Raw genomic sequence first — 20,347 nt, 5'->3', positions numbered from 1 at the left:
GGCGGTCGGCCGCGCGTACCCCATGGATCCCCTTGAGCTCTTCCATCAGGTGGCCGCCACCGTGCCCGCCTACCGTTCGTTCCTGGCCGAGCACGGTGTCGAGCCGGCGAGCGTCACCAGTCTGGAGCGCTTCGGCCGGCTGCCGATGACGTCCAAGGACACCTACATCCGCCGTCACCCGCTTCCCGACCTCTGCCGGGACGGCGTGATCGGGGACATGATCGCCGTGTCCTCGGGATCGACGGGGACGCCGTCGTTCTGGCCGCGCACGGTGGCGGACGAGCGGGTGATCGCCGCCCGCTTCGAGGAGGTCTTCCGGGACTCCTTCGGGGCCCGCGAACGCCGTACGCTGGCCGTGGTCTGTTTCGCCCTGGGCACCTGGGTCGGCGGCCTGTTCACCATCGAGTGCTGTCGGCACCTGGCCGAACGCGGCTACCCGATCACCGTCGTCGCGCCGGGCACCGACCGCAGGGAGATCGCGCGGGTGCTGCCGGAGCTGGCGCCGCACTTCGACCAGGTGGTCCTGCTGGGCTATCCGCCGTTCCTGAAGAACGTCATCGACACCGAGCCGCTCCCCTGGGCCGACTGGAACGTCAAGCTGGTCACGGCGGGCGAGGTGTTCAGCGAGGAGTGGCGCACGCTGGTGGCCGAGCGGGCCGGGATCGCCGACCCGGTGCGCGGGATCGCCTCCCTGTACGGCACCGCAGACGCCGGAGTGCTGGGCAATGAGACGCCGCTCTCGGTCGAGCTGCGCCGTTTCCTGTCCGGTCGCCCGGACACGGCCAGGGAGCTGTTCGGGGAGTCCCGGTTGCCGACCTTGGTGCAGTACGACCCGCGGGTGCGCTTCTTCGAGGAGCACGAGGGCACGCTGCTGTTCTCCGGCGACAACGGCGTGCCCCTGATCCGGTACCACATCGCCGACGAGGGCGGGGTGATCCCGTACGAGCGCATGCTGGGGTTCGCCGAGCGGCACGGTTTCCGGGCGGACGTCACCGGCCCGCGCCATCCGTTCGTCTACGTGTTCGGCCGCAGCCATTTCACGCTGTCCTACTACGGCGCGAACGTCTACCCGGAGAACATCGCGGTGGGGCTGGAGCAGCCGGAGGTCAGCGGGTCGGTGACGGGCAAGTTCGTGATGGAGGCGGCGGAGGACGCCGACCATGACCGGCACCTGACGGTCACGGTGGAGCTGATGCCCGGTGAGAAGCCCACCGAAGAGGTCGCCCAGGCGGTGGGCTCCTCGATCCTGGCCCAGCTCCTGCGGCTGAACAGCGAGTTCGCGAACTATGTGCCGGTGGCGCAGCAGATGCCGTTCATCCGGTTGCGCGAGGCCGGGGACCCCGAGTACTTCCCGCCCGGGGCCAAGCACCGGTACACCCGCTGAGGAGGTTCAGGCGCGGGTACACCCGCCGAGGCCCAGGTACGCCCGTTCAGGCGCCGGCGGAGTCCGCGTCGAGGGTGCGGCGGACCACGACGAGCGCCACGTCGTCCTCGCGCGCCCCGAACGCCGCCAGCATGCGTTCGGCGAACTCCTCCAGGTCGTCCTCGACGGTCTCGGCGAGCTGCCTGGCCTTCTCCATGCTGTCGTCGAGCAGGACGTGCCGGTCCTCCAGCAGGCCGTCGGTGAACAACATCATCGTGCCGCCGGGCGGCAGCTTGAGCCGGTCGACCTGGTACCGCTCGGGCACCGCGCCGAGCAGCAGGTTGCCGAGCGAGTGGTACGAGCTGCCGGGCCCGGCGAACAGCGGCGGCATGTGCCCGGCGTTGGCCAGCTCGATCTCGCCGGTGGCCGGGTCGATGAGCATCAGGCACACGGTGGCGGTCAGGCCCCGGTGGTAGCGCCGCATCATCTGGTTGAGCAGGTCGAGGGAGGCGCTCAGGTCCACCTGGGCGATGAGCGAGGCGCGCAGGGCGTGGCGCACCTCGGCCATGACGGTCGCGGCGTGCAGGGAGTGGCCCTCCACGTCGCCGACGGCGACCAGGACGCGTCCGTCGACCTGCAGCACCTCGTAGAAGTCGCCGCCGACCTCGACGTTGTCCACGGCGGGCTGGTAGCGCAGCGCGACCTGCAGGCCCGGCACCTCGGGGATGCGGCTGGGCAGCAGGCTGCGCTGCAGGGTCAGCGCGATGTCGTGCTCCTCGGTGTAGGCGCGCAGCGCGCCCAGCGCGAGGGCCAGCTCCTGGCCGAGCTGGCGCAGCAGGTTCACCTCGTCGGCGTCGAGCGGCGAGACCGCCTCGACGCCCAGGTAGACCGGCGACGGGGAGTTCTTGGTGCGGCAGAGCACGCCGGTGGTGGAGTCCTCGGCGCGCACGTCGGGCAGCAGGCCCTCCCACTCGCTGGCGGCAAGGGTGAACACCCGGGCCCTGGCGGCGTCCTTCAGCGCCCGCTTGGACAGGCGTTCCAGCACGTCGGGGGCGGCGGGCTGGGCGTCGGCGGGCTCGCCGGGACGGGCGCGGAAGCGCCGGACCCGCCCGTCGGGCAGCATGGCGAGCGTGCCACTGTAGCGGCCGAGCACCTCGGCGGTGCCCTCGACGGCCACGGTCAGCAGCTCGTCGAACGTCTCGGCCTCGTTCATCCGCAACGTCACCTCGGCGAGCTTGGCCAGGCGCTCGGCCATCAGCTCGGCCCGCCAGCGCGCCCGGTAGTAGCGCAGCATGGCCTCGACGGTCGCGGCGAACTCGGTGGGCTCGATGGGCTCGCTCAGGTAGGCGTCGGCGCCGCGTTCCAGCCCCTCGGTGCGATCGGCGGGGGTGATCGCGTTGGCCGACACCTGGATGACGGGGATGGAGGCGGTGGCCGGATTGGCCTTGATCAGCTCGCAGACCTCGTAGCCGTTGATGTCGGGCAGGCGGACGTCGAGGACGACCAGGTCGATCTGGTTGGCGGCGAGCATGCCGAGGGCCTCCTCGCCGCCCCTGGCCTCCAGCACCTGGTGCCCGGCCCGTCGTAGCCAGCTCGACAGGATGTAGCGCTTGGTGGGGGTGTCGTCCACCACCAGCACGCGTGCGGACTCAGACATCCTGGTCCTCTCCAGCACCGCCGTTCTCGCCCTGGCGGGCGCTGCGGATGGCCTGCAGGAGTTGTTCCCTGCGCAGCCCGTGCTTGGACAGTACCGGCCGGTTGCCGGGGGCGTGTTGCGGGGCGATGGTCACGACGACGACCGGGATTTCGCTCAGCCGCTCGTCCTCGGCCATCTGGTGCAGCAGCACGTGGCCGTCCACCCGGGGCATGAGCAGGTCGACCAGGATCACGTCGGGCGGCGAGGCGGCCATGACCTCGAGCGCGGCGGCGCCGTCGGCGGCCTCGTCCACGTGGACGGTGAAGCCGTAGAGCATGCGGCGGGCGCTGGCGCGGAAGACCTCGTCGTCGTCGGCGATCAGCACGCGCTGCACCTCGGGCGTGCCGATCTGGTGCGGCAGCCGCAGGGTGGCGGTGGTGCCCTCACCCGGGGTGCTGGTCAGGTCCAGCGTGCCGCCCAGCGCCTCGGCGAGCCTGCGCGCGTACGGCAGGCCGAGGCCGGTGCCCCTTGCCCTGACCTGCAGCGAGCCGGGAACCTGGTAGAAGTCCTCGAACACGCGCCTCAAGTGTTCCTCCGAGATGCCGATGCCGGTGTCCGTGACCGTGATGACGATCTCGCCCTTGGCTTCGTCGGCATGCGCGGCCAGCATTACCTGCCCGCTTTGCGTGAATTTGAGCGCGTTCGACAGCAAATTGCGGAGAATTCGCAGCAACATACTCTCGTCCGCGTACAGCTCGGTGGCCTCCGGCGTGATCTCGTGGCTCAGCGTCACGCCGGCGCGCTCGCTGGTCGGCCGCATCGTGACGTGCAGCTGCCCGGCCATCCGCGCCAGGTTGACCAGCGTGGGCTGCGGGTCCAGGCGGCCGGACTCGGCCTTGGCCATGTCGAGCAGCTCGCTGACGAGTTCGAGCAGCGTCTGCGCCGAATCGCCGATCAGCCCGATCTGGTGGGCCTGCTCCTCGGTCAGCGGCTCGCCGCCCTGGCCGGTCAGCAGCCGGACCAGGCCGATGACGGAGTTCAGCGGGGTGCGCAGCTCGTGGCTGACGGTGGCCCAGAACCGGTTGCGCGCCTCGATCGTCTCGCGCAGCTGGGCGGACTTCTCGTCCAGCTCGGCGTACAGGGCGACGACTCCCCTGTTGGTCTCCTCCAGCTCGGCCGAGAGCTGGTTGTACATGGCCAGCACGCCGGTGTTGGTCTCCTGCAGCTCGGAGTTGAGCCGCAGCACGTCCTCCAGGGTCTCGGCCAGCTCCCTGTTCTGCTCGCGCAGCTCCTCCAGCGCGCTGATCGGGGCCAGCTTGGCGAGGTCGGCGCGGATGGCCTCCAGCGGGACGGCGGCCACCCGCGGCCGCAGCCGCTTGGTGATCGTGATGTGGCCGTCGCCGTGGGCGATGTCGTCGACGAGCCGGCCGGCCAGCGTCACGCCTTCGGAGCGGTCCAAACCGGACGGCCTGGTGTGGCGGATGGTGATCAGCAGCACGTCGCGGCCGAGGGTGATGACGGCGGCGGCGCCCTTGCCGAAGGCCTCCCTGCCCACCTCGCTGAGGGCGGTGGCGACCCTGATCTGGTCCTGGGACTCCAGCCCGACCAGCTCGGCGGCGGCCCGGCCGAGGCGGCGCAGGACGAAGACGTCCTGGTCGGTGTCGAGCTTGACCCTGATGAGCTCAGTTGCCGCCATTGCCGGGCCTCACCGTCACCACGCAGGCGTCGTCACGCCTGCTGCCCGCCTCGCGCAGCAGGCCCGCGGCGATGACCGCGGGGGTGCGCGCGAACAGCCCCGGCACGTTCCCGGGGTCCCATCGGTCGGTCAGGCCGTCGGAGTGCATCACGACGGTGGCGTACGGGGGGATCTTGTACTCGTACTGGCGGAGGGTGCGTCCCTGGTGGCCGGCGATGCCGGGCAGCGAGATCATGCCCTGCCGGCCGCCGGCGTCGGCGACCCAGCCGGAGACGTTGCCCAGCCCGGCGTAGGTGACGGTCTCGCGGCCGACCCGGGCGACCGCGACGGCGCCGCCGCGGGTACCGCTCAGCCCGCGGTGCAGGTGTTCCAGGATCGACAGCGGCTCCTGGTCCTGGACCTGCGCGAACAGCTCGACGGCGGTCTGCGCGGCGATGGCGGCGATGTGGCCGTGGCCGAGGCCGTCGCACAGCAGCACCGTGGTGCTCTCGCCGTTCTCGGCGATGGCGTAGCCGTCACCGCAGCTCACCTCGTCGCCGATCGGCCGGGTCAGGCCGCTGGCGCGCAGCGGCGGGCCGGGCGTGTCCTCGGCGGTGAAATGCATGACCAGCACAGTGCCCATGCCGGGCACCGAGTGAACGTCGTATCCGGTGGCGATGCGGGCGATGGCCCCCATCCCGATGCCGAGCGTGCCGGAGGTGGAGTAGCCGTCGCGCAGGGCGCGGGCCACGTCGGCCATGCCGGGGCCCTTGTCCACCGCGATGAGCTCCACGCTGGCCGGGGCCTCGGGGTGCGGCCGGACCAGGACGACGCCCTCCACGGCGTGCTTGACCAGGTTGGAGACGGCCTCACTGACGGCCACGGCCGTCTGCCCGGTGCGGGTGGTGTCGAAGCCGGCCGCCTCGGCCAGCTCGACCGCCCGCCGCCGGACGGCGCCGACGGCACTCGGGTCCTCGGCGCGCACCCAGGCCGGGCTCACCTCGCCCATTTGGTCACCGTCACGGTCGTGCCCTTCCCGGGGGCGGAGATCAGGTCGAACTCGTCGACCAGCCGGCGGGAGCCGCCGAGGCCGAGGCCCATGCCGCCCCCGGTGGTGAAACCGTCGGTGAGCGCCTTGTCGAGGTCGGGGATGCCGGGGCCCTCGTCGCTGAAGACCAGCTTCAGGCCCCGCTTCCTGCCGTTCTCGACGAGGTCGATGCGCACGTCACCGCCACCGGCGTAGACGAGCGCGTTGCGGGCCAGCTCGCTGGCCGCCGTGACGATCTTGGTCTGGTCCACGAGGGAGAGCCCGGCCTCGATCGCGAGGGTCCGCACGATCTGCCGGACCATCACGACGTCCGCACTGCCCGCGATCGTCATCGTCTCGGTCACGTGGCGGCGCCCCTGACGTGGTCGAGGAGCGCCACTCCCTTCTCCAGGTTCAGCGCCGTGCGCACGCCGCCCAGCGACAGGCCCAGCTCCACCAGGGTGATCGCCACGGCGGGACGCATGCCGACGACCACGGTCTGGGCGTCCAGCATGCGGCACATGGTGGCGATGGTGGCCAGCATGCGGCCGATGAAGGAGTCGACGATCTCCACCGCGGTGATGTCGATGATCACGCCTCTGGCCCCGGTGGCGACGACCCGCTCGGCCAGGTCCTCCTGGAGGGCCAGCACGCTCTGGTCCTCCAGGTCGATCTGGATGGAGACGATCAGGATGTCGCCGAGCTTGAGTACGGGCACCCGGTCCATCAGGCGCCCTCCGCCCGGACGGCGATATGGGCGTGCCTCGCCTGGCTCACCTGCACGCCGCTACGCCTGAAGGCGTGGGCGAGGGCGTCGGCCAGCGACGCCTTGGTGACGATGTCGCCGAACTCGATGCCGAGCGTGACGATGGTGTGCGCGATCTGCGGGCGGATGCCGGAGATGACGCATTCGGCGCCCATCAGCCTGGCGGCCACCACGGTCTTGAGGAGGTGCTGGGCCACCTGGGTGTCCACGGCGGGCACGCCGGTGATGTCGATCACAGCGTGCTCGGCGCCTGTGTCGACCAGGGTCTGCAGCAGCTTCTCCATCACGACCTGGGTCCTGGCGGAGTCGAGGGTGCCGATCAGCGGCACGGCGACGATGCCCTCCCAGAGCTTGACCACCGGGGTGGACAGTTCGAGCAGCTGCTCGGCCTGGTCCAGGATGATCTTCTCGCGGGCGTCGGAGAACGTCTCGAAGGTGAGCAGGCCCAGGTCGTCGATGAGCCGGGAGAACCAGATGAAGCCGCGCAGGGCCTCGGGCTCGCCGTCGGCCTCCACGACCTCGTACAGGGCCTCCTTGAGACCGAAGACGGCGCGGGCGGTGTCGGCGGGCGCGTGGCCCGCGCGGGCGCGGGTGCGGGAGAGCTCGGCGAGCAGGCCCCGGACGTCGGCGAGGTCTCCCATGCCCTGATCGAGCGCGGACCGCAGGGCCCGGTAGATGTCGAGGAGTTCTCCCGACGGGGCCTTGGCGAGCTGCACCCAGCGGGCGAGGACCTGCTCCTCGTGCTCACGGAGCAGCTCTTCGATGCGTCGCCTGGCGACGTCGGCTTGGACGGTCAAGGATCACTCCTGGGTCGGTTAGCGAGTGACGATGTCAACGTATGTTAGAGCGATATCTCCAGGTAGCGGACCGTTTGACGTCCACCACTGTGCGCGACGGACGTCCCCGCCAGGCATGCCCCCTTGAGTCCCGCCTTCCTGGGTAGATGAACGGCGGAGGCGAGTTTTGCTGACATGCTGTCGCCATCGCCTTGACGGAGCCTCCCCAGGGTTGTGACACTGTGTCAGAAACATTCGCGCGAGTTGGGGAAGTGCTGTGACGACGTCGTTCTCCGAGACCTTGAGGGCCGCCACCTGGGGCGACCACGAGTCGGCCGAGTCCGAGGGCTACCTCGCCGAGCTGATGGGCGGCCGGTTGAACGAGCACGAGTACGGCGAGATGGTCGCCCAGCACTACTTCGCCTACCTCGCGCTCGACGGCGTCTCCAAGGAGCTGGCCGCCCACCCGGTCGCCGGCCGCTTCGTCTTCCCCGAGCTGTACCGCGAGCCCGCCCTGGAACGCGACCTGGCCACCATCTACGGCCCCGCCTGGCGCGAGCGCGTCGCCCCCTCCAAGGCCACCCGGACCCTCCAGGCCCGCATCCACCAGATGACCGACTGGCCCGGCGGCTACGTCGCCCACCACTACACCCGCTACCTCGGCGACCTGTCGGGCGGCCAGTTCATCCGCATGGAACTGCAGAAGATCTTCGGCTACCAGGCCGGCGGCGGCGTCGACTTCTACATCTTCGACGAGGTGGGCAGCCTGCCGCGGTTCAAGACCGAGTACCGCGCCCGGCTCGACGCCCTCGGCGCCCAGCTCGACGAGCGCGAGCGGCAGCGGATCATCGGCGAGGTGCGGCTGGCCTACCAGCTCAACACCGAGGTCCTGGCCGAGCTCATGCACGTCGTCAGGGCCGCGGCGTAGCCGCGTCAACCCGGTCGTCGTCGCCGTCCGGCTGCCGGGCCAGGACGGCCAGGCGCGTGGGCAGCCGCGGCGGGCGCTCGGCGCGGCCTTCGCCCGAGGCCAGCCGGTAGGGCACCAGGGTCACCATGACCCCCGGGAGCAGCAGCAGCCGGTCCCGCAGCCGGGCGGTCAGCCGGTTGTGCAGGGCCGGCTCCCACCAGCGGCCGGTGACGTAGTCGACGATGTAGACGGTCACGATCTGGTCGGGGTGCCGGGCCAGCCGGTCGCGTACGTGCCGCAGGATCGGGCCCACGGCGGTCCGGTAGGGCGCCTCGATCATCCTCAGCGGCACCGAGGAGGGGGCGTAGTGCTCCCAGCCCTCGCGCAGCTCGCGGGTCGCCTCCTCGTCGGTGCACGCGTGCACCGCCTCCAGACCGGCCGGGCGGGTGGCCGCGGCGTAGGCGACCGCCTGGAGCGCGGGGCTGCCCAGCCGGGAGACCAGCACCATGGCGTGGGCGCCGCCGGGCTGCTCGACGGGCGTGTCCGGCGTGGTGGCCGCCCGTACCTGGTCGTAGTGCCGCCTGATGCCCTTCATGAGCGCGAACAGCCCCGGGATGGCCAGGCAGACCAGCCAGGCGCCGTTCGCGAACTTGGTGACCAGCACGATCACCAGGACAGCGGCGGTCACCGTCGCGCCGGTCGCGTTGACGGCCTGGCGCCGCCGCACGCCGGGCGAGCGCGGGCCGGTCCGCTGCCAGTGCCGCACCATGCCGGCCTGGCTCAGCGTGAAGGAGATGAAGACGCCGATGATGTAGAGCTGGATGAGCCGTGAGCTGTTGGCGTCGAAGACGACGAGCAGCACGGCCGCGGCCGTCGCGAGCAGCAGGATGCCGTTGCTGAAGACCAGCCGGTCGCCGCGCTTGTGGAGCTGGCTGGACAGGTAGGAGTCGGCGGACAGGATCGAGGCCAGCATGGGGAAGCCGTTGTAGGCGGTGTTGGCGGCCATGATCAGGATCGCCGCGGTGCTGGCCTGGAGGAAGGCGTACAGGACGCCGCGGCCGAGGACGGCGTCGCCGATCTGGGCCAGGGCGGTGGGCTCGACGTACCCGGCGGGCATCCCGGCGAGCCGGCCGGGGTGGTCGGGGTCGGTCATCCGCACGTGGGTGAGCAGGGCCAGCACGGTGATGCCGGAGAACATGGTGACCGACAGCGCGCCCATGATCGCCAGGGTGTTCGCCGCGTTCCTGCTCTTGGGCCGGCGGAAGGCGGGCACGCCGTTGCTGACCGCCTCCACCCCGGTCAGCGCCGTGCAGCCGGAGGCGAACGCGCGCAGCACCAGGAAGACGGCGATGAAGCCGACGGGCTGGTAGAGCGGCTCGATGGTGAAGTCGGCGCTGATCGCGCGGGGATGCTCGCCGGTCAGCAGCCGCCAGGCGGCGACCAGGAACATCAGGTAGACCGAGGCGATGAAGGCGTAGCTGGGCACCGCGAACCCGCGGCCGGACTCGCGGGTGCCGCGCAGGTTGACCAGGGTGAGCAGCGCGACGCAGGCCACGCTGAGCGGCGCCGACCAGCGCTCCAGGCCGGGCGCGTAGGAGGTGATGGCGTCCACCCCCGCGGCGACGGAGACGGCGACGGTCAGCACGTAGTCGACCAGCAGCGCGGCGGCGGCGACCAGGCTGGCGTTGACGCCCAGGTTCTCCCGGCTGACGACGTAAGCGCCGCCGCCGCCCGGGTAGGCGTAGCAGGTCTGCCGGTAGGACACGATGATGATGATCAGCATGGCCACGATGGCCAGGGCGATCCAGCCGGTCACGTGCAGCAGGGCGAGGCCGCCCAGGGTGAGGGCCATGATGATCTGCTCGGTCGCGTACGCCACCGACGAGATCGGGTCGCTGCAGAAGACGGGCAGCGCCAGCCGTTTGGGCAGCAGCTGCCGCTCCAGGTGCTTGGTGCGCAGCGGCCGGCCGACCAGGGCCCGCTTGGCCCGCTCCCACGGGGAGGCGGTGGTCATCGGCGTTCCCGCCTCCTTCCGGTCAGCCGGCGATCGCCCTGCCGAGCAGGTGGCCGAGGCTGACGACGGCCAGGCCGAGCACCAGGTTCATGGCGATGTCGGCCGGCGCCCGGCCGGTGGACCCGGCGGCCAGCATCTTCCAGGTGTCGGTGCTGAAGGTGCTGAACGTGGTGAGCGCGCCGCAGAACCCGGTGCCGACCAGCGACAACACGGCCGGCGGCAGGGAGCCGCGGGAGGCGATGCCCATCAGGACGCCGAGCACGGCCGAGCCGATGACGTTGACGGCCAGCACGAGGATCATCGACGGCCGCCCAGGAAGCCGGTGCCGATCAGCGCCTTGACCGGCATGCGGTGCAGCGGGTGGCGGGTCAGCTCGCCGGTGAGCAGGCCCATCAGCAGGCAGCCCAGGACGTTGACCACCAGCGTGGGCCAGGGCAGCGGATGGTCGGCGCCCATCAGGGTCTGGGTGAGCAGGTGACGGGCGACCGGCACAGCCGGTCCACGACGCGGCCGATGAGGTAGGTGACGACGAAGGAGTAGAGGCCGACCACGACGATCGCGGTGAGCTGCTTGCGCAGCACCTCGATCGGGCCGCCGGACAGCAGGCCCTTGGTCCTGGTGGCGCTGACGCCGGTCGCCAGCAGGCGAGCCCTGGCTGCATCGTTCGGCCTCCCTTCCTGTCCCCAGACAGAGATGATCGGGCGAACCGAGGGCAAAACTCCCTGGTCAAGCGCCTTTGCCGCACATGTGCATTGTTGAGGCGCTCTTAGTGCTCGACGGCTTTCACAAAGAATGTCCATCGAACCGCCGCCGCCGCGTGGCCCGCCGGCCCCAGGGGAATGTTGCCGCTCGTCGACCCCGGTCCCGGCGAGAGAGGCAGGCGGACATGCGCGCCGAGATGCCCGAACGTGCCCCGGTCACCGGCCCGGCGATGTTCGGCGAGCACGGCGTGCTGTCCACGCTGTACGTGATCACCTCCGCGCCTGGGTCAGGCCGCTCGGGGGGCGGTCACGGGTGCGCCGGCGGCGATCCGGCCTACCATGGGCCCATGCCCCGCATCTCGGCCGCCACGATCGGCGAGCATCGCGCCCAGACGCGCGACCGCATCCTGCAGGCCGTCTCGCGCCTGTCCAGGGCCCAGGGCATCGACGCCATCTCCCTGACGGACGTGGCCCACGAGGCCGGCATCACCCGCACGGTCCTGTACAACTACTTCCCCGACAAGGCCGCGCTGCTGCTGGCCTTCACCGAGCGCGTCACCAGCTACTTCATCGAGAGCTACGAGCGGGAGCTGCCCGAGCGGGCCTCGCCCGCCGACCGGTTGCGGGCCTTCGTCCGGCTGCAGCTCGCGGGGCTGCTGGCCCACCCCCACCCGGGCGCGGCCGACCTCGGCGCGGCGCTCGGGCCCGACGCCTACCAGCAGCTCGCCGAGCACGTCGCGCCCATGCAGCGGGTGCTGGTGGAGATCCTCGACGACGGCGTGCGGGCGGGCGACTTCCAGGTGCCCGAGGTGGGCGCGACGGCGCGGATGGTGCTGGCCGTCATCGGGGCCGAGCGGGTGCCGCTGATCAGCGGCGAGGTCACGGTCGAGACGGCCGAGCAGGCCGTGTCGGGTTTCGTGCTCCGGGCCCTCGGCGCCCGCCCGTAGGGCCGAACGCCGGGGTGGCCGCCGAGGTCCGCCGGGGCCGGTGACAAGATTGACGGATGGGACAGAACGGTCACGTCCAGGTGAAGTCGGCGCGCGGGCGGTGGATCCTGAGCGCGACCGTGCTCGGCTCCGGCCTGGCCCTGCTCGACAGCACCGTGGTCAACGTCGCGCTGCCGTTCCTCGGCAAGGAGCTGAACGCGGCCATGGACGGCCTGCAGTGGACCGTCAACGCCTACACCCTCACCCTGGCGGGCCTGATCCTGCTGGGCGGCTCGCTGGGCGACCGCTACGGGCGGCGCAAGATCTTCCTGATCGGCACGGTGTGGTTCGCCGTGGCCTCGGCGCTGTGCGGCCTGTCGCCGAACATCGAGTTCCTGATCGGGGCGCGCGCGTTGCAGGGCATCGGCGGCGCGCTGCTCACCCCGGGGTCGCTGGCCATCATCCAGGCGTCGTTCGTCAAGGAGGACCGGCCGCGGGCCGTCGGGGTCTGGTCCGGGCTGGGCGGCGTGGCCAGCGCGATCGGGCCGCTGCTGGGCGGCTGGCTGGTGCAGACGGCGGGCTGGCGGTGGGCGTTCCTGATCAACCTGCCGTTCGCGCTGATCGTGGTGCTGGTGACGCTGCGGCACGTGCCGGAGAGCCGCGACGAGCAGGCGGCCGGGCGGTTCGACGTCCTGGGCTCGATGCTGGCCGCGCTGGCGCTGGCCGGGATCACGTACGGGCTGATCGAGAAGGGCGCGCCGGTGCCGCTGATCGCCGGAGCGCTGCTCGGGGCGGCGTTCGTGGTGACCGAGCGGCGCAGGTCGCCGCAGGCGCTGGTGCCGGTCGCCATCTTCAGGAACCACGTCTTCACGGCGGTCAACGTCGTCACGCTCATCATGTACGCCGCCATGGGCGTGGTGTTCTTCCTGCTGGTGATCCAGCTCCAGGTGGTCTCCGGGTTCTCGCCGATCGCGGCCGGGCTGTCGATGTTGCCGACCACGATCCTGATGATGCTGCTGTCGTCGCGGGCCGGGGAGACGGCCCGGCGGTTCGGGCCGCGCTGGCCGATGACGATCGGGATCCTGCTGGCGGGGGCCGGGTTCGTGCTGATGAGCATGATCGGCCCGCACGCCTCCTACCCGCTGCTGGTGCTGCCCGCGGTGACCGTCTTCGGGCTCGGCCTGTCGGCGGCCGTCGCGCCGCTGACCGCGACGGTGCTGGCCACGGCCGACGAGCGCTACGCCGGCACGGCCAGCGGCGTCAACAACGCCGTGGCCCGCACCGGGAGCCTGCTGGCGGTGGCCGCCGTGCCGCCGCTGGTCGGCCTGGTGGGCGACGCGTTCGAGAACCCGCCGGTGTTCAACGCCGGGTTCCGGGCGGCCATGCTGATCAGCGCGGTCATGATGGCGGTCGCCGCGGCCATCACGTTCCTCACCATCAGGACGAACGTGCTGGCCGGAGAGCCGGAGACGGCTAGTACGTGAACGCCTGACTGCGCACGCTGTTGTCGAAGTTCGACAGCAGCAGCTCGGGCTCGCCGACCGAGCGCACGCCGGGCAACCGGGTCAGCAGCTCCCGGAACATCGTGCGCATCTCCTGCCTGGCCAGGTTGGCGCCGAGGCAGAAGTGCGGGCCCGGCCCGCCGAACCCGACGTGGGGCTTGGTGTCGCGGGTGATGTCGAAGGTGTCGGGGTCGGGGAAGACCGACTCGTCGCGGTTGGCCGAGCCGTAGAACAGCACGACCTTGTCGCCCTGCTTCAGCTCCAGCCCGCGCAGCGTGCAGTCCTCGGTGACCGTGCGGCGGAACTGCATGATGGGCGAGACGTAGCGGACCATCTCCTCGATCGCGCCGTTGATGTGGGCGTCGAAGTCGGAGGTCAGCAGCTCGCGCTGGGCCGGGTTCTCGGTGAGCAGCCGGATGCCGTGGGCCATGGTGTTGCGGGCGGTCTCGTTGCCCGCCACCAGCAGCAGCGAGAAGAACGAGCCCAGCTCCTTGTCGGTCAGCTTCTCGCCGTCGGGGTTGGCGTTGACCAGGAGCGAGACCAGGTCGCCCTTGGGCTCGGCGACGCGCTCGTGGCCGAGCTTGATGACCATGCGCTGCAGGGCCAGCAGGGCCAGCATGTTCTGGCCGGCCATCTGGACGCTGCGGGCCAGGCTGGGACGCACGCCGGTGTAGGCGGTGGAGATGTCGACGTGCTGGTGGACCTTGGCACGCAGCTCCTGCGGGATGTCGAGCATGTCGCAGATGACGTGGATGGGAAGCTTGGCGGCGACCTGAGTGACGAAGTCTCGCGGGCCGTCCTTGACGACGTCGTCGACGATGCGGGCGCAGGCGGCCTGGATGTCGTCCTGGAGCCCCGCCAGCATCTTGGGGCTGAACGAGCGCGTCACGATGCGGCGCAGGCGGGCGTGGCGAGGGTCGTCCATGTTCACCATGGACTCGCCGAACACCTGCTTGACCCAGCCCGGCGGCTCGGGGTTGGTGACGGCGGGCTCGCTGGAGAAGATCTTGGCGTTGCGGCTGGCCTCGACCACGTCCGCGTGCCGGACCAGGGCGTAGAAGCCCTTGCCGGAGCGGAGGAAGGGCACCTTCTTCTCCGGGAAGAACACCGGGTGCTCCAGTTGCCGGAGCCGGGCGAATGCCTCATTCCGCTCTTTGAGCGGTTTGCGCCAGAAGTCCAGATCAGCGAGGTCGATGTCCACCCGTCTATCCTGGCACGCTCCCACGCCCTGGCGGACGGGCCGAAAGTCCCTTCCGAAGCGGATGTGCATCGTGCCCTCCTGGCCCGTTCTCGTGGCGTTAAGTCCGGGTTCGACGTGGATGGAGATGACTGTCGGTATGAACGCGTTGCTCGCCGCCTGCCTGGTCGTCCCCCTCGTCTCCGGGCCCGTCTCGGGGCCCGTCTCCACCGGCGGGCCCGCCGCCCGCGCGTGCGGTGGGCACCTCCTCGACTTCGACGGCGACGGCCGCGCCGACATCGCCGTCGCCGCCCCCTACGACGGCTCCAGGGCCGGTTCGGTGAACGTCATGTACGGCTCGGGCCGGACCGTCAAGCTCACCCAGCCCGGCGCGGAACCCGGGGACGCCTTCGGGTCGGCGCTGGCCGTCGGCGACTTCGACGGCGACCGCTGCGCCGACCTGGCGGTCGGGGTGTCGGAGGAGTTCGCCGGGGCGCGGGTGCCCGGCGCGGACGGCAACGGGGTCGTACAGATCTTCGACGGCTCCCCCGCCGGGCTGATCGCCGGCGAGGAGCTGGCCCCGGCCCGGCGGGGCAGCGACCGGTTCGGCGCGGCACTGGCGGCCGGCGACTTCGACGGCGACGGCCGCGACGAGCTGGCCGTCGGCTCCCCGAGCCACGCGTCGGGCGGTGCGGTCACCGTCTACGGGATGAAGGGCCGCAAGACGTACCAGATCACCCAGAAGACGGCGTGGGTGCGGCAGCCGGCGAACGTCACCGACCAGTGGGGCGCGGCGCTGACGGCCGGCGACTTCGACGGCGACGGCCGCGACGAGCTGGCCGTCGGCGCGCCCGCCGACAGCGTGCGCCTGGACGGCCAGGGATCGGTGACCGTGCTCGACCCGCGCGCCCGCCGGGCCCGGCTGCTCACGCAGAGCTCGCCGGGGATCGCCGGCGCGGCGGAGAAGTGGGACGCCTTCGGCGCGGCCCTGGCCACCGGCGACTTCAACGGCGACGGCCGCGACGACCTGGCGATCGGCGTGCCCGGCGAGGGCCTCAGCGAGAACCAGCGGGCCATGGACTACGGCGACGGCACCGTGGACGTCCTGTACGGCTCGCGCGCCGGCCTGCGCACCCACGGCAGCGAGGCGTGGTCGCAGCGCTCGCTGAAGGGCGAGCCGCGCTACTACGACCGGTTCGGCGCGGCGCTGGCCACCGGGGACTTCACCGGCGACGGCAAGGACGAGCTGGCCATCGGCGTGCCCGGCGAGCACGCCGTCCAGGTGCTCCAGGGGCGCGCGTCGGGCGGCCTGACCCGGAAGGGGAACCTCCTGGTCAAGGGCAGGGGGCGGGACTTCGGCGCCGCGCTGGCCACGCTGCCCGGCGGGGGCGGGCGCTACCGCGCGCTGACCGCCGGACCTCCCCTGGACGGGCTCCTGGTCGCCGCCCCCGACCAGGGCCTGGTCATGTACGCCCCCGGCGTCCGCGAGACGGGCCTGCGCCTGGGCCGCCTCCGCCAGGTCTCCCAGGGCACCGGCCTGTACGGCTACACCTTCGGCTGAACACGCCCTGGGCTCCTACTCACGGGGCGCGGGTGGCAGGAGCACCCGGAACAGGGCGCCCTTGCCCGGCTCGCCCTCGGCCATGATGACGCCGCCGTGCGCCTCCACCAGCGTCGCCGCGATCGACAGGCCCAGACCGGCCCCGCCCACCCCGCGCGCCGGATCGGCCCGGTAGAACCGCTCGAACACCCGCTCGGCCACCTCCGGCGGGAACCCCGGGCCCTCGTCGGCCACCTCCACCACGGCCCGCTCGCCGTCCACCCCGACGCGCACCTCGAACGGCGTCCCCGGCGGCGTGTGCTGCAGCGCGTTGCTCACCAGGTTCCCGACCACCTGGCCGAGCCGCGACTCGTCGCCGGTCACCAGCACCTCGCCCTCGCCGCCGTCCGAGCGGACCAGCTCGATCCGCCGGTCGGGGGCGAGCGTCTGGGCGTCGATCACGGCGGTCGCGGCCAGGCTGAGCAGGTCCACCGGCCGCCGCGCCAGCTCCCGCCGCCGGTCCAGCCGGGCCAGCAGCAGCATGTCCTCCACCAGCAGGCCCATACGCGCGGCCTGCCCCTCGATCCGGCTCAGCAGCCGCACGGCCTCGGCCAGGTCCTTCTCCTCCCCCAGCCGGAACAGCTCGGCGAACCCCCTGATCGAGGTGAGCGGCGTGCGCAGCTCGTGCGAGGCGTCGGCCATGAACCGGCGCATGACCTCCTCCGAACGCCGCGCCGCCGTCGCCGACTCGCGCGCCGACTCCGCCGCCGCCTCCCGCTCGCGCACCGCCGACTCGATCTGGGCGAGCATGCCGTTGAGCGAGCGGCCCAGCTTGCCGACCTCGGTGGTGCTCGCCCACATCGGCACCCGGCGTGACAGGTCGCCGCCCGCGATGTCCTTGGCGGTGCGGCCGATCTCGCGCAGCGGGCGCAGGCTCCGCCGTACCAGCCAGTAGCAGGCGAGGCCCAGGACGACCAGCGTGCCGCCGCCGGCGAACGCCACGATGAGGGCGAGCCTGGCCACCGTGCCCTCGACGTCGCCGAGGCTGATGGCGATCACCCGGCTGACGCCGTCGCGGCCGGGGACGGCGACCACCCGCCAGTGCGGCCCGCCGGGCGCGCGGGACTCGACGGTGAACGGCCGCCCGCCGCGCGCGGCGACGTCCGCGCCGGTCAGCCGGGGCAGCCGGGGCGTGTGCTCCTCGGTGGACTCGCTCATCACCCGTACGGTGGCGCCGCCCGCGTCCACCAGCACCGAGTGGAACAGCCCGAAGAAACGCTGCGGCTGCCGCCCGGCCGGCCACGCCTCGGGCGGCGGCGGCAGGTCGCGCGGCGCGGCGGCCGCCACCAGTTGCCGGTCCACCCGCTCGACCAGGTATCCGCGCAGCAGCCGCACGGCGAACAGGCCGGTCACCGTGATGGCGAGGGTGACCAGCAGCAGCGTGGCCGAGACCAGGCGCAGCCAGAGCGGGGCGCGGGCGAGGTGTTTCCTCATATGCGCGGCGGGCGCAGGATGTAGCCGACCCCGCGCAGCGTGTGCAGGTACTTCCGGTCACCGGTGTCGATCTTGCGCCGCAGGTACGACACGTACGACTCGACCAGGCCCACGTCGGTGCGCCAGTCGCCGTTCCAGACGTGGTCGAGGATCTGCGTCTTGGACAGCACCCGGCCGGCGTTCAGCATGAAGTAGCGCAGCAGCCGGAACTCCGTGGGCGACAGCCGCACCGGGACGCCGTCGTGCCAGACCTCGTGGCTCTCCTCGTCCAGCTCCAGGTCGGCGACGCTCAGCCGGTGGGGCGGCGGCGCGCCCCTGCGGGTCCTGCGCAGCACCGCCCGGATCCGGGCGATGACCTCCTCCAGGCTGAACGGCTTGGTCACGTAGTCCTCGCCGAGGCCGAGACCGGTGATCCGGTCCTCCGGCGTGTCCTTGGCGGTCACGAACAGCACCGGGACCCGGCGGCCGCGGGACCGCAGCCTTCCCGCGACCGCCAGGCCGTCGATGTCGGGCAGCATCACGTCGAGCATCACCAGGTCGGGCGTGCTCTCCTCGGCCACCCGCAGCGCCTCCCGCCCGTCGGCGGCGGTCAGCACCTCGAACCCGGCCATGCGCAGGCTGGCCGAGAACAGCTCCCTGATGTTGGGCTCGTCGTCGACCACGAGCAGCCTGGCCTCGGGCGCGTTCATCGCGGGCCGCCTCCCTGGGTGCCCTGGGTGATCACGGTCGCGGTGACCGAGCCGTCGCCGGACTGCTGCCCGCGCACCACGACCGTGGTGCCGGCGGCCAGGTCGGCGACCTTGCCGGGCTTGGAGATCTGGACCGTGGTCTGGTCGCTGGTGGTGACCGTCACCGTGGCGCCGTCCATGGTCCTGACGTAGATCTTGCCGCCGTCGACCTTCTCGACGGTGCCGACCGTGCCGCCGCCCATGCGCTGCCCGAACCCGCCGTTCTGAGGCCCGTTCTGGGTGCCGTTCTGGGCGCCGTAGCCGCGCTGGCCGTAGTCGCCGCCGGGGAACTGGCCGTCCGTACGGCGGAGCTGCGCGGCGGCCGGCGCGGCGTCGGACGTGCCGAACAGCTTGCCCGCCTGGATCCCGATGAGCACGCCCGCCACCAGCACCACCCCGGCGGCCAGCCCGAGCGTCAGCTTCGAGACGCCCCCGCGCGGCTGGACGGCGAGCTCCTCCCCCAGGTCGTCGGGGAAGGGCGAGGAGTCGAGCCGGTCCATGTCTTTCTCCTTACTCATGCCGCCTACTCGTGCCGCAGGGCCTGGATCGGCCGGAGCTTGGCCGCCCTGTTGGCGGGATAACTGCCGAAGAACAGCCCGATCCCCACCGACACGCCCAGCGCCAGCGCGACGGACGACGGCACGAGGACCGGCTCGATGCCGGCCACGGTGAACCGGGTGCCGACGAAGGCCACCAGCACCCCGAGCAGCCCGCCGACCAGGCTGAGCAGCGTGGCCTCCATCAGGAACTGGCCCAGGATCGCGCTGCGCGGCGCGCCGATCGCCTTGCGGATGCCGATCTCCCGGGTCCGCTCGGTCACGGTGACCAGCATGATGTTGGTGATGCCGATGCCGCCCACCAGCAGCGAGATCGCCGCCACCGCCCCGAGCAGCACGGTGAACGTGCCGGTGGCCTCGCTCACCGTCTCCTGCAGGGTGGCCTGGTTGAGTATCCGGTAGTCGGGGTTGCCGTCGGTGATGCCGTGCCGCTGGTTGAGGACGGCGGTCACCTCCGACTGCGCCGCGGTGGTGGCCTCGGCGCCGGTGGCCTGCACGACGATCGAGTCCAGCGAGCCGAACCCGCTCAGGCTCTGCTGCACGGCGGGCAGCGGCGCCACGGCCACGTCGTCGGCGTCCTGCATGCCGGTGGAGCCGCTCTCCTTGAGCACCCCCACCACCGTGAACGGCACCCCCGACACGCTGACCTGCCGGCCGATCGGGTCCACCGCGCCGAACAGCTCCGTCACCACCGTCTGCCCGAGCACCACGACCTTCCTGGCGGCCAGCACGTCGTCGTTGAAGAAGTACGTGCCCTTGGCCACGGGCTTGTTCATGGCCTCGAAGTAGCTGGGGTAGGTGCCGACGAACTGCGCGATCGTGTGGCTTGCGGCGCCGTACGCGGCGGCGGCGGAGTTGGCGCCGACCACCGGCGAGACGGACCTGACCGACGGCGCGAGCGTCCGGTCGGTGAGCGCCCTGGCGTCGGCCAGGCCGAGCTGCCTGGCCTGCGTGCGCGGCCCGGTGTTGCCGCCGCCGCCCGGCGCGCGCCCGCCGAAACCGCCCCCGCCGCCCCCGCCCGAGAAGGACGGGGAGATCGTCAGCGTGTTGGCGCCGAGGCGCTGGATGTTCTTCTGGATGCTCTGCGAGGAGCCCTCGCCGACCGCCACCAGCAGGATGACCGCGGCGACGCCGATGAGGATGCCCAGCGTGGTCAGGGCGCTGCGCATCTTGTTGGCCAGCAGGCCGCGCAGCGCGAAGCGGAGGATCTCAAGCTGGTTCACTGGCCGCCGTCCTCGGGGGTGGTCCGTCGACCGGCGCCTGGCGGCGGTCCTCCACGATCTCGCCGTCCACCAGCCGGATCACCCGTCTGGCGTGCGCGGCCACGTCGTCCTCGTGGGTGATGAGCACGATCGTGCGTCCGGACTCGCTGAGCCGGTCGAGGATCTGCAGCACGTCGCGGGTGGAGGCGGTGTCCAGGTTGCCGGTGGGCTCGTCGGCCAGCAGCAGCGCGGGCGCGGTGACCAGCGCCCTGGCCACGGCCACGCGCTGCTGCGAGCGGGAGGAGCGCCAGCTCACCGGGGCCGCACCAGCGCACGTCGGCGGCGTCGTCACCGGC

Annotated in this window: 20 protein-coding genes and 1 pseudogene; 5 read left to right on the top strand and 16 right to left on the bottom strand. The window is 72.0% G+C overall.

The genetic code is table 11. From position 1 onward, the window contains the following. Window positions 1-22: 22 nt before the first annotated feature. Window positions 23-1,384 carry a phenylacetate--CoA ligase family protein gene (locus ABZ444_RS47590; protein ID WP_358011024.1) on the top strand — a complete coding sequence of 454 codons (1,362 nt, stop codon included), beginning with the start codon at window positions 23-25 and terminating at the stop codon, window positions 1,382-1,384. Between the two features lie 46 nt (window positions 1,385-1,430). Here the strand turns inward: ABZ444_RS47590 and ABZ444_RS47585 are convergent, their stop codons facing one another. From ABZ444_RS47585 to ABZ444_RS47560, 6 genes are read right to left on the bottom strand one after another with little or no spacing between them, the layout of a single operon-like run. After that, a complete protein-coding gene (locus ABZ444_RS47585) occupies window positions 1,431-3,020 on the bottom strand; it encodes a fused response regulator/phosphatase (RefSeq protein WP_358011022.1) in 1,590 nt (529 codons plus the stop codon). After that, a complete protein-coding gene (locus ABZ444_RS47580; protein WP_358011019.1) occupies window positions 3,013-4,695 on the bottom strand; it encodes an ATP-binding protein in 1,683 nt (560 codons plus the stop codon). Before ABZ444_RS47580 ends, ABZ444_RS47585 begins: the two co-directional genes overlap by 8 nt. Beyond that, window positions 4,682-5,683, bottom strand: coding sequence for an ATP-binding SpoIIE family protein phosphatase (locus ABZ444_RS47575; protein ID WP_358011017.1), 1,002 nt, complete (start codon window positions 5,681-5,683; stop codon window positions 4,682-4,684). The genes ABZ444_RS47580 and ABZ444_RS47575 overlap by 14 nt, the downstream gene beginning before the upstream one ends. Next, complete coding sequence (locus tag ABZ444_RS47570) at window positions 5,671-6,054, bottom strand: anti-sigma regulatory factor (protein WP_358011053.1); 384 nt, start codon at window positions 6,052-6,054, stop codon at window positions 5,671-5,673. The genes ABZ444_RS47575 and ABZ444_RS47570 overlap by 13 nt, the downstream gene beginning before the upstream one ends. An 8-nt stretch (window positions 6,055-6,062) precedes the next feature. Further along, window positions 6,063-6,428 carry an STAS domain-containing protein gene (locus ABZ444_RS47565; protein WP_221762408.1) on the bottom strand — a complete coding sequence of 122 codons (366 nt, stop codon included), beginning with the start codon at window positions 6,426-6,428 and terminating at the stop codon, window positions 6,063-6,065. After that, the gene (locus ABZ444_RS47560) at window positions 6,428-7,264 is read right to left on the bottom strand and encodes an STAS domain-containing protein (RefSeq protein WP_358011015.1); all 837 of its coding nucleotides are present in this window, start codon (window positions 7,262-7,264) and stop codon (window positions 6,428-6,430) included. Before ABZ444_RS47560 ends, ABZ444_RS47565 begins: the two co-directional genes overlap by 1 nt. A 256-nt stretch (window positions 7,265-7,520) precedes the next feature. Between ABZ444_RS47560 and ABZ444_RS47555 the strand changes: the two genes are divergently transcribed. Beyond that, complete coding sequence (locus tag ABZ444_RS47555; protein ID WP_357969031.1) at window positions 7,521-8,171, top strand: biliverdin-producing heme oxygenase; 651 nt, start codon at window positions 7,521-7,523, stop codon at window positions 8,169-8,171. Here ABZ444_RS47555 and ABZ444_RS47550 read toward each other — a convergent pair. Genes ABZ444_RS47550 through ABZ444_RS47535 form a run of 4 tightly spaced genes read right to left on the bottom strand, consistent with a single transcriptional unit; the run spans window position 8,155 to window position 10,880 of the window. Next, window positions 8,155-10,164 (bottom strand): APC family permease, encoded by a 2,010-nt coding sequence (locus tag ABZ444_RS47550; protein ID WP_358011012.1) that lies wholly within the window; start codon window positions 10,162-10,164, stop codon window positions 8,155-8,157. The genes ABZ444_RS47555 and ABZ444_RS47550 overlap by 17 nt on opposite strands. Window positions 10,165-10,186: 22 nt before the next feature. Beyond that, the gene (locus ABZ444_RS47545) at window positions 10,187-10,465 is read right to left on the bottom strand and encodes a CrcB family protein (RefSeq protein ID WP_358011010.1); all 279 of its coding nucleotides are present in this window, start codon (window positions 10,463-10,465) and stop codon (window positions 10,187-10,189) included. Then, complete coding sequence (locus tag ABZ444_RS47540) at window positions 10,462-10,656, bottom strand: CrcB family protein (protein WP_358011008.1); 195 nt, start codon at window positions 10,654-10,656, stop codon at window positions 10,462-10,464. The genes ABZ444_RS47545 and ABZ444_RS47540 overlap by 4 nt, the downstream gene beginning before the upstream one ends. Continuing rightward, window positions 10,620-10,880 (bottom strand): hypothetical protein, encoded by a 261-nt coding sequence (locus tag ABZ444_RS47535; RefSeq protein WP_358011006.1) that lies wholly within the window; start codon window positions 10,878-10,880, stop codon window positions 10,620-10,622. The genes ABZ444_RS47540 and ABZ444_RS47535 overlap by 37 nt, the downstream gene beginning before the upstream one ends. A gap of 332 nt (window positions 10,881-11,212) precedes the next feature. On the opposite strand from ABZ444_RS47535, the gene ABZ444_RS47530 reads away from it, so the two are divergent. Both ABZ444_RS47530 and ABZ444_RS47525 read left to right on the top strand, forming a co-directional pair. Beyond that, window positions 11,213-11,812 carry a TetR/AcrR family transcriptional regulator gene (locus ABZ444_RS47530; protein WP_358011051.1) on the top strand — a complete coding sequence of 200 codons (600 nt, stop codon included), beginning with the start codon at window positions 11,213-11,215 and terminating at the stop codon, window positions 11,810-11,812. A gap of 56 nt (window positions 11,813-11,868) precedes the next feature. Beyond that, entirely contained in the window at window positions 11,869-13,275 is a 1,407-nt protein-coding gene (locus tag ABZ444_RS47525) for an MFS transporter (RefSeq protein WP_358011003.1), read from the top strand. Here ABZ444_RS47525 and ABZ444_RS47520 read toward each other — a convergent pair. Beyond that, window positions 13,265-14,494: a cytochrome P450 gene (locus ABZ444_RS47520; protein ID WP_358011000.1), complete on the bottom strand. Its 1,230-nt coding sequence runs from the start codon at window positions 14,492-14,494 to the stop codon at window positions 13,265-13,267. The two genes, ABZ444_RS47525 and ABZ444_RS47520, sit on opposite strands and share 11 nt — an antisense overlap. 136 nt (window positions 14,495-14,630) lie before the next feature. Between ABZ444_RS47520 and ABZ444_RS47515 the strand changes: the two genes are divergently transcribed. Then, window positions 14,631-16,031, top strand: a complete 1,401-nt coding sequence (locus tag ABZ444_RS47515) for an FG-GAP and VCBS repeat-containing protein (RefSeq protein ID WP_358010998.1) — start codon at window positions 14,631-14,633, stop codon at window positions 16,029-16,031. A 15-nt stretch (window positions 16,032-16,046) separates the two neighbouring features. On the opposite strand, the gene ABZ444_RS47510 is transcribed toward ABZ444_RS47515, so the two are convergent. From ABZ444_RS47510 to ABZ444_RS47490, 5 genes and pseudogenes are all read right to left on the bottom strand, one after another. Continuing rightward, window positions 16,047-17,504 carry a HAMP domain-containing sensor histidine kinase gene (locus ABZ444_RS47510; protein ID WP_358010995.1) on the bottom strand — a complete coding sequence of 486 codons (1,458 nt, stop codon included), beginning with the start codon at window positions 17,502-17,504 and terminating at the stop codon, window positions 16,047-16,049. Further along, entirely contained in the window at window positions 17,501-18,193 is a 693-nt protein-coding gene (locus tag ABZ444_RS47505) for a response regulator transcription factor (protein WP_358010992.1), read from the bottom strand. Before ABZ444_RS47505 ends, ABZ444_RS47510 begins: the two co-directional genes overlap by 4 nt. Further along, the gene (locus tag ABZ444_RS47500) at window positions 18,190-18,750 is read right to left on the bottom strand and encodes a hypothetical protein (protein ID WP_358010989.1); all 561 of its coding nucleotides are present in this window, start codon (window positions 18,748-18,750) and stop codon (window positions 18,190-18,192) included. The genes ABZ444_RS47505 and ABZ444_RS47500 overlap by 4 nt, the downstream gene beginning before the upstream one ends. A gap of 5 nt (window positions 18,751-18,755) precedes the next feature. Beyond that, the gene (locus ABZ444_RS47495) at window positions 18,756-20,012 is read right to left on the bottom strand and encodes an ABC transporter permease (protein WP_358010987.1); all 1,257 of its coding nucleotides are present in this window, start codon (window positions 20,010-20,012) and stop codon (window positions 18,756-18,758) included. Then, window positions 19,999-20,347: pseudogene (locus tag ABZ444_RS47490) on the bottom strand (hypothetical protein); the annotation flags it as partial. The pseudogene ABZ444_RS47490 and the gene ABZ444_RS47495, both read right to left, overlap by 14 nt.

It is taken from the genome of Nonomuraea sp. NPDC005730 (assembly GCF_040630865.1).
GTDB lineage: Bacteria > Actinomycetota > Actinomycetes > Streptosporangiales > Streptosporangiaceae > Nonomuraea.
Note: the sequence above shows the minus strand (reverse complement) of the source record. Positions and strands in the feature narration are given on the sequence as shown.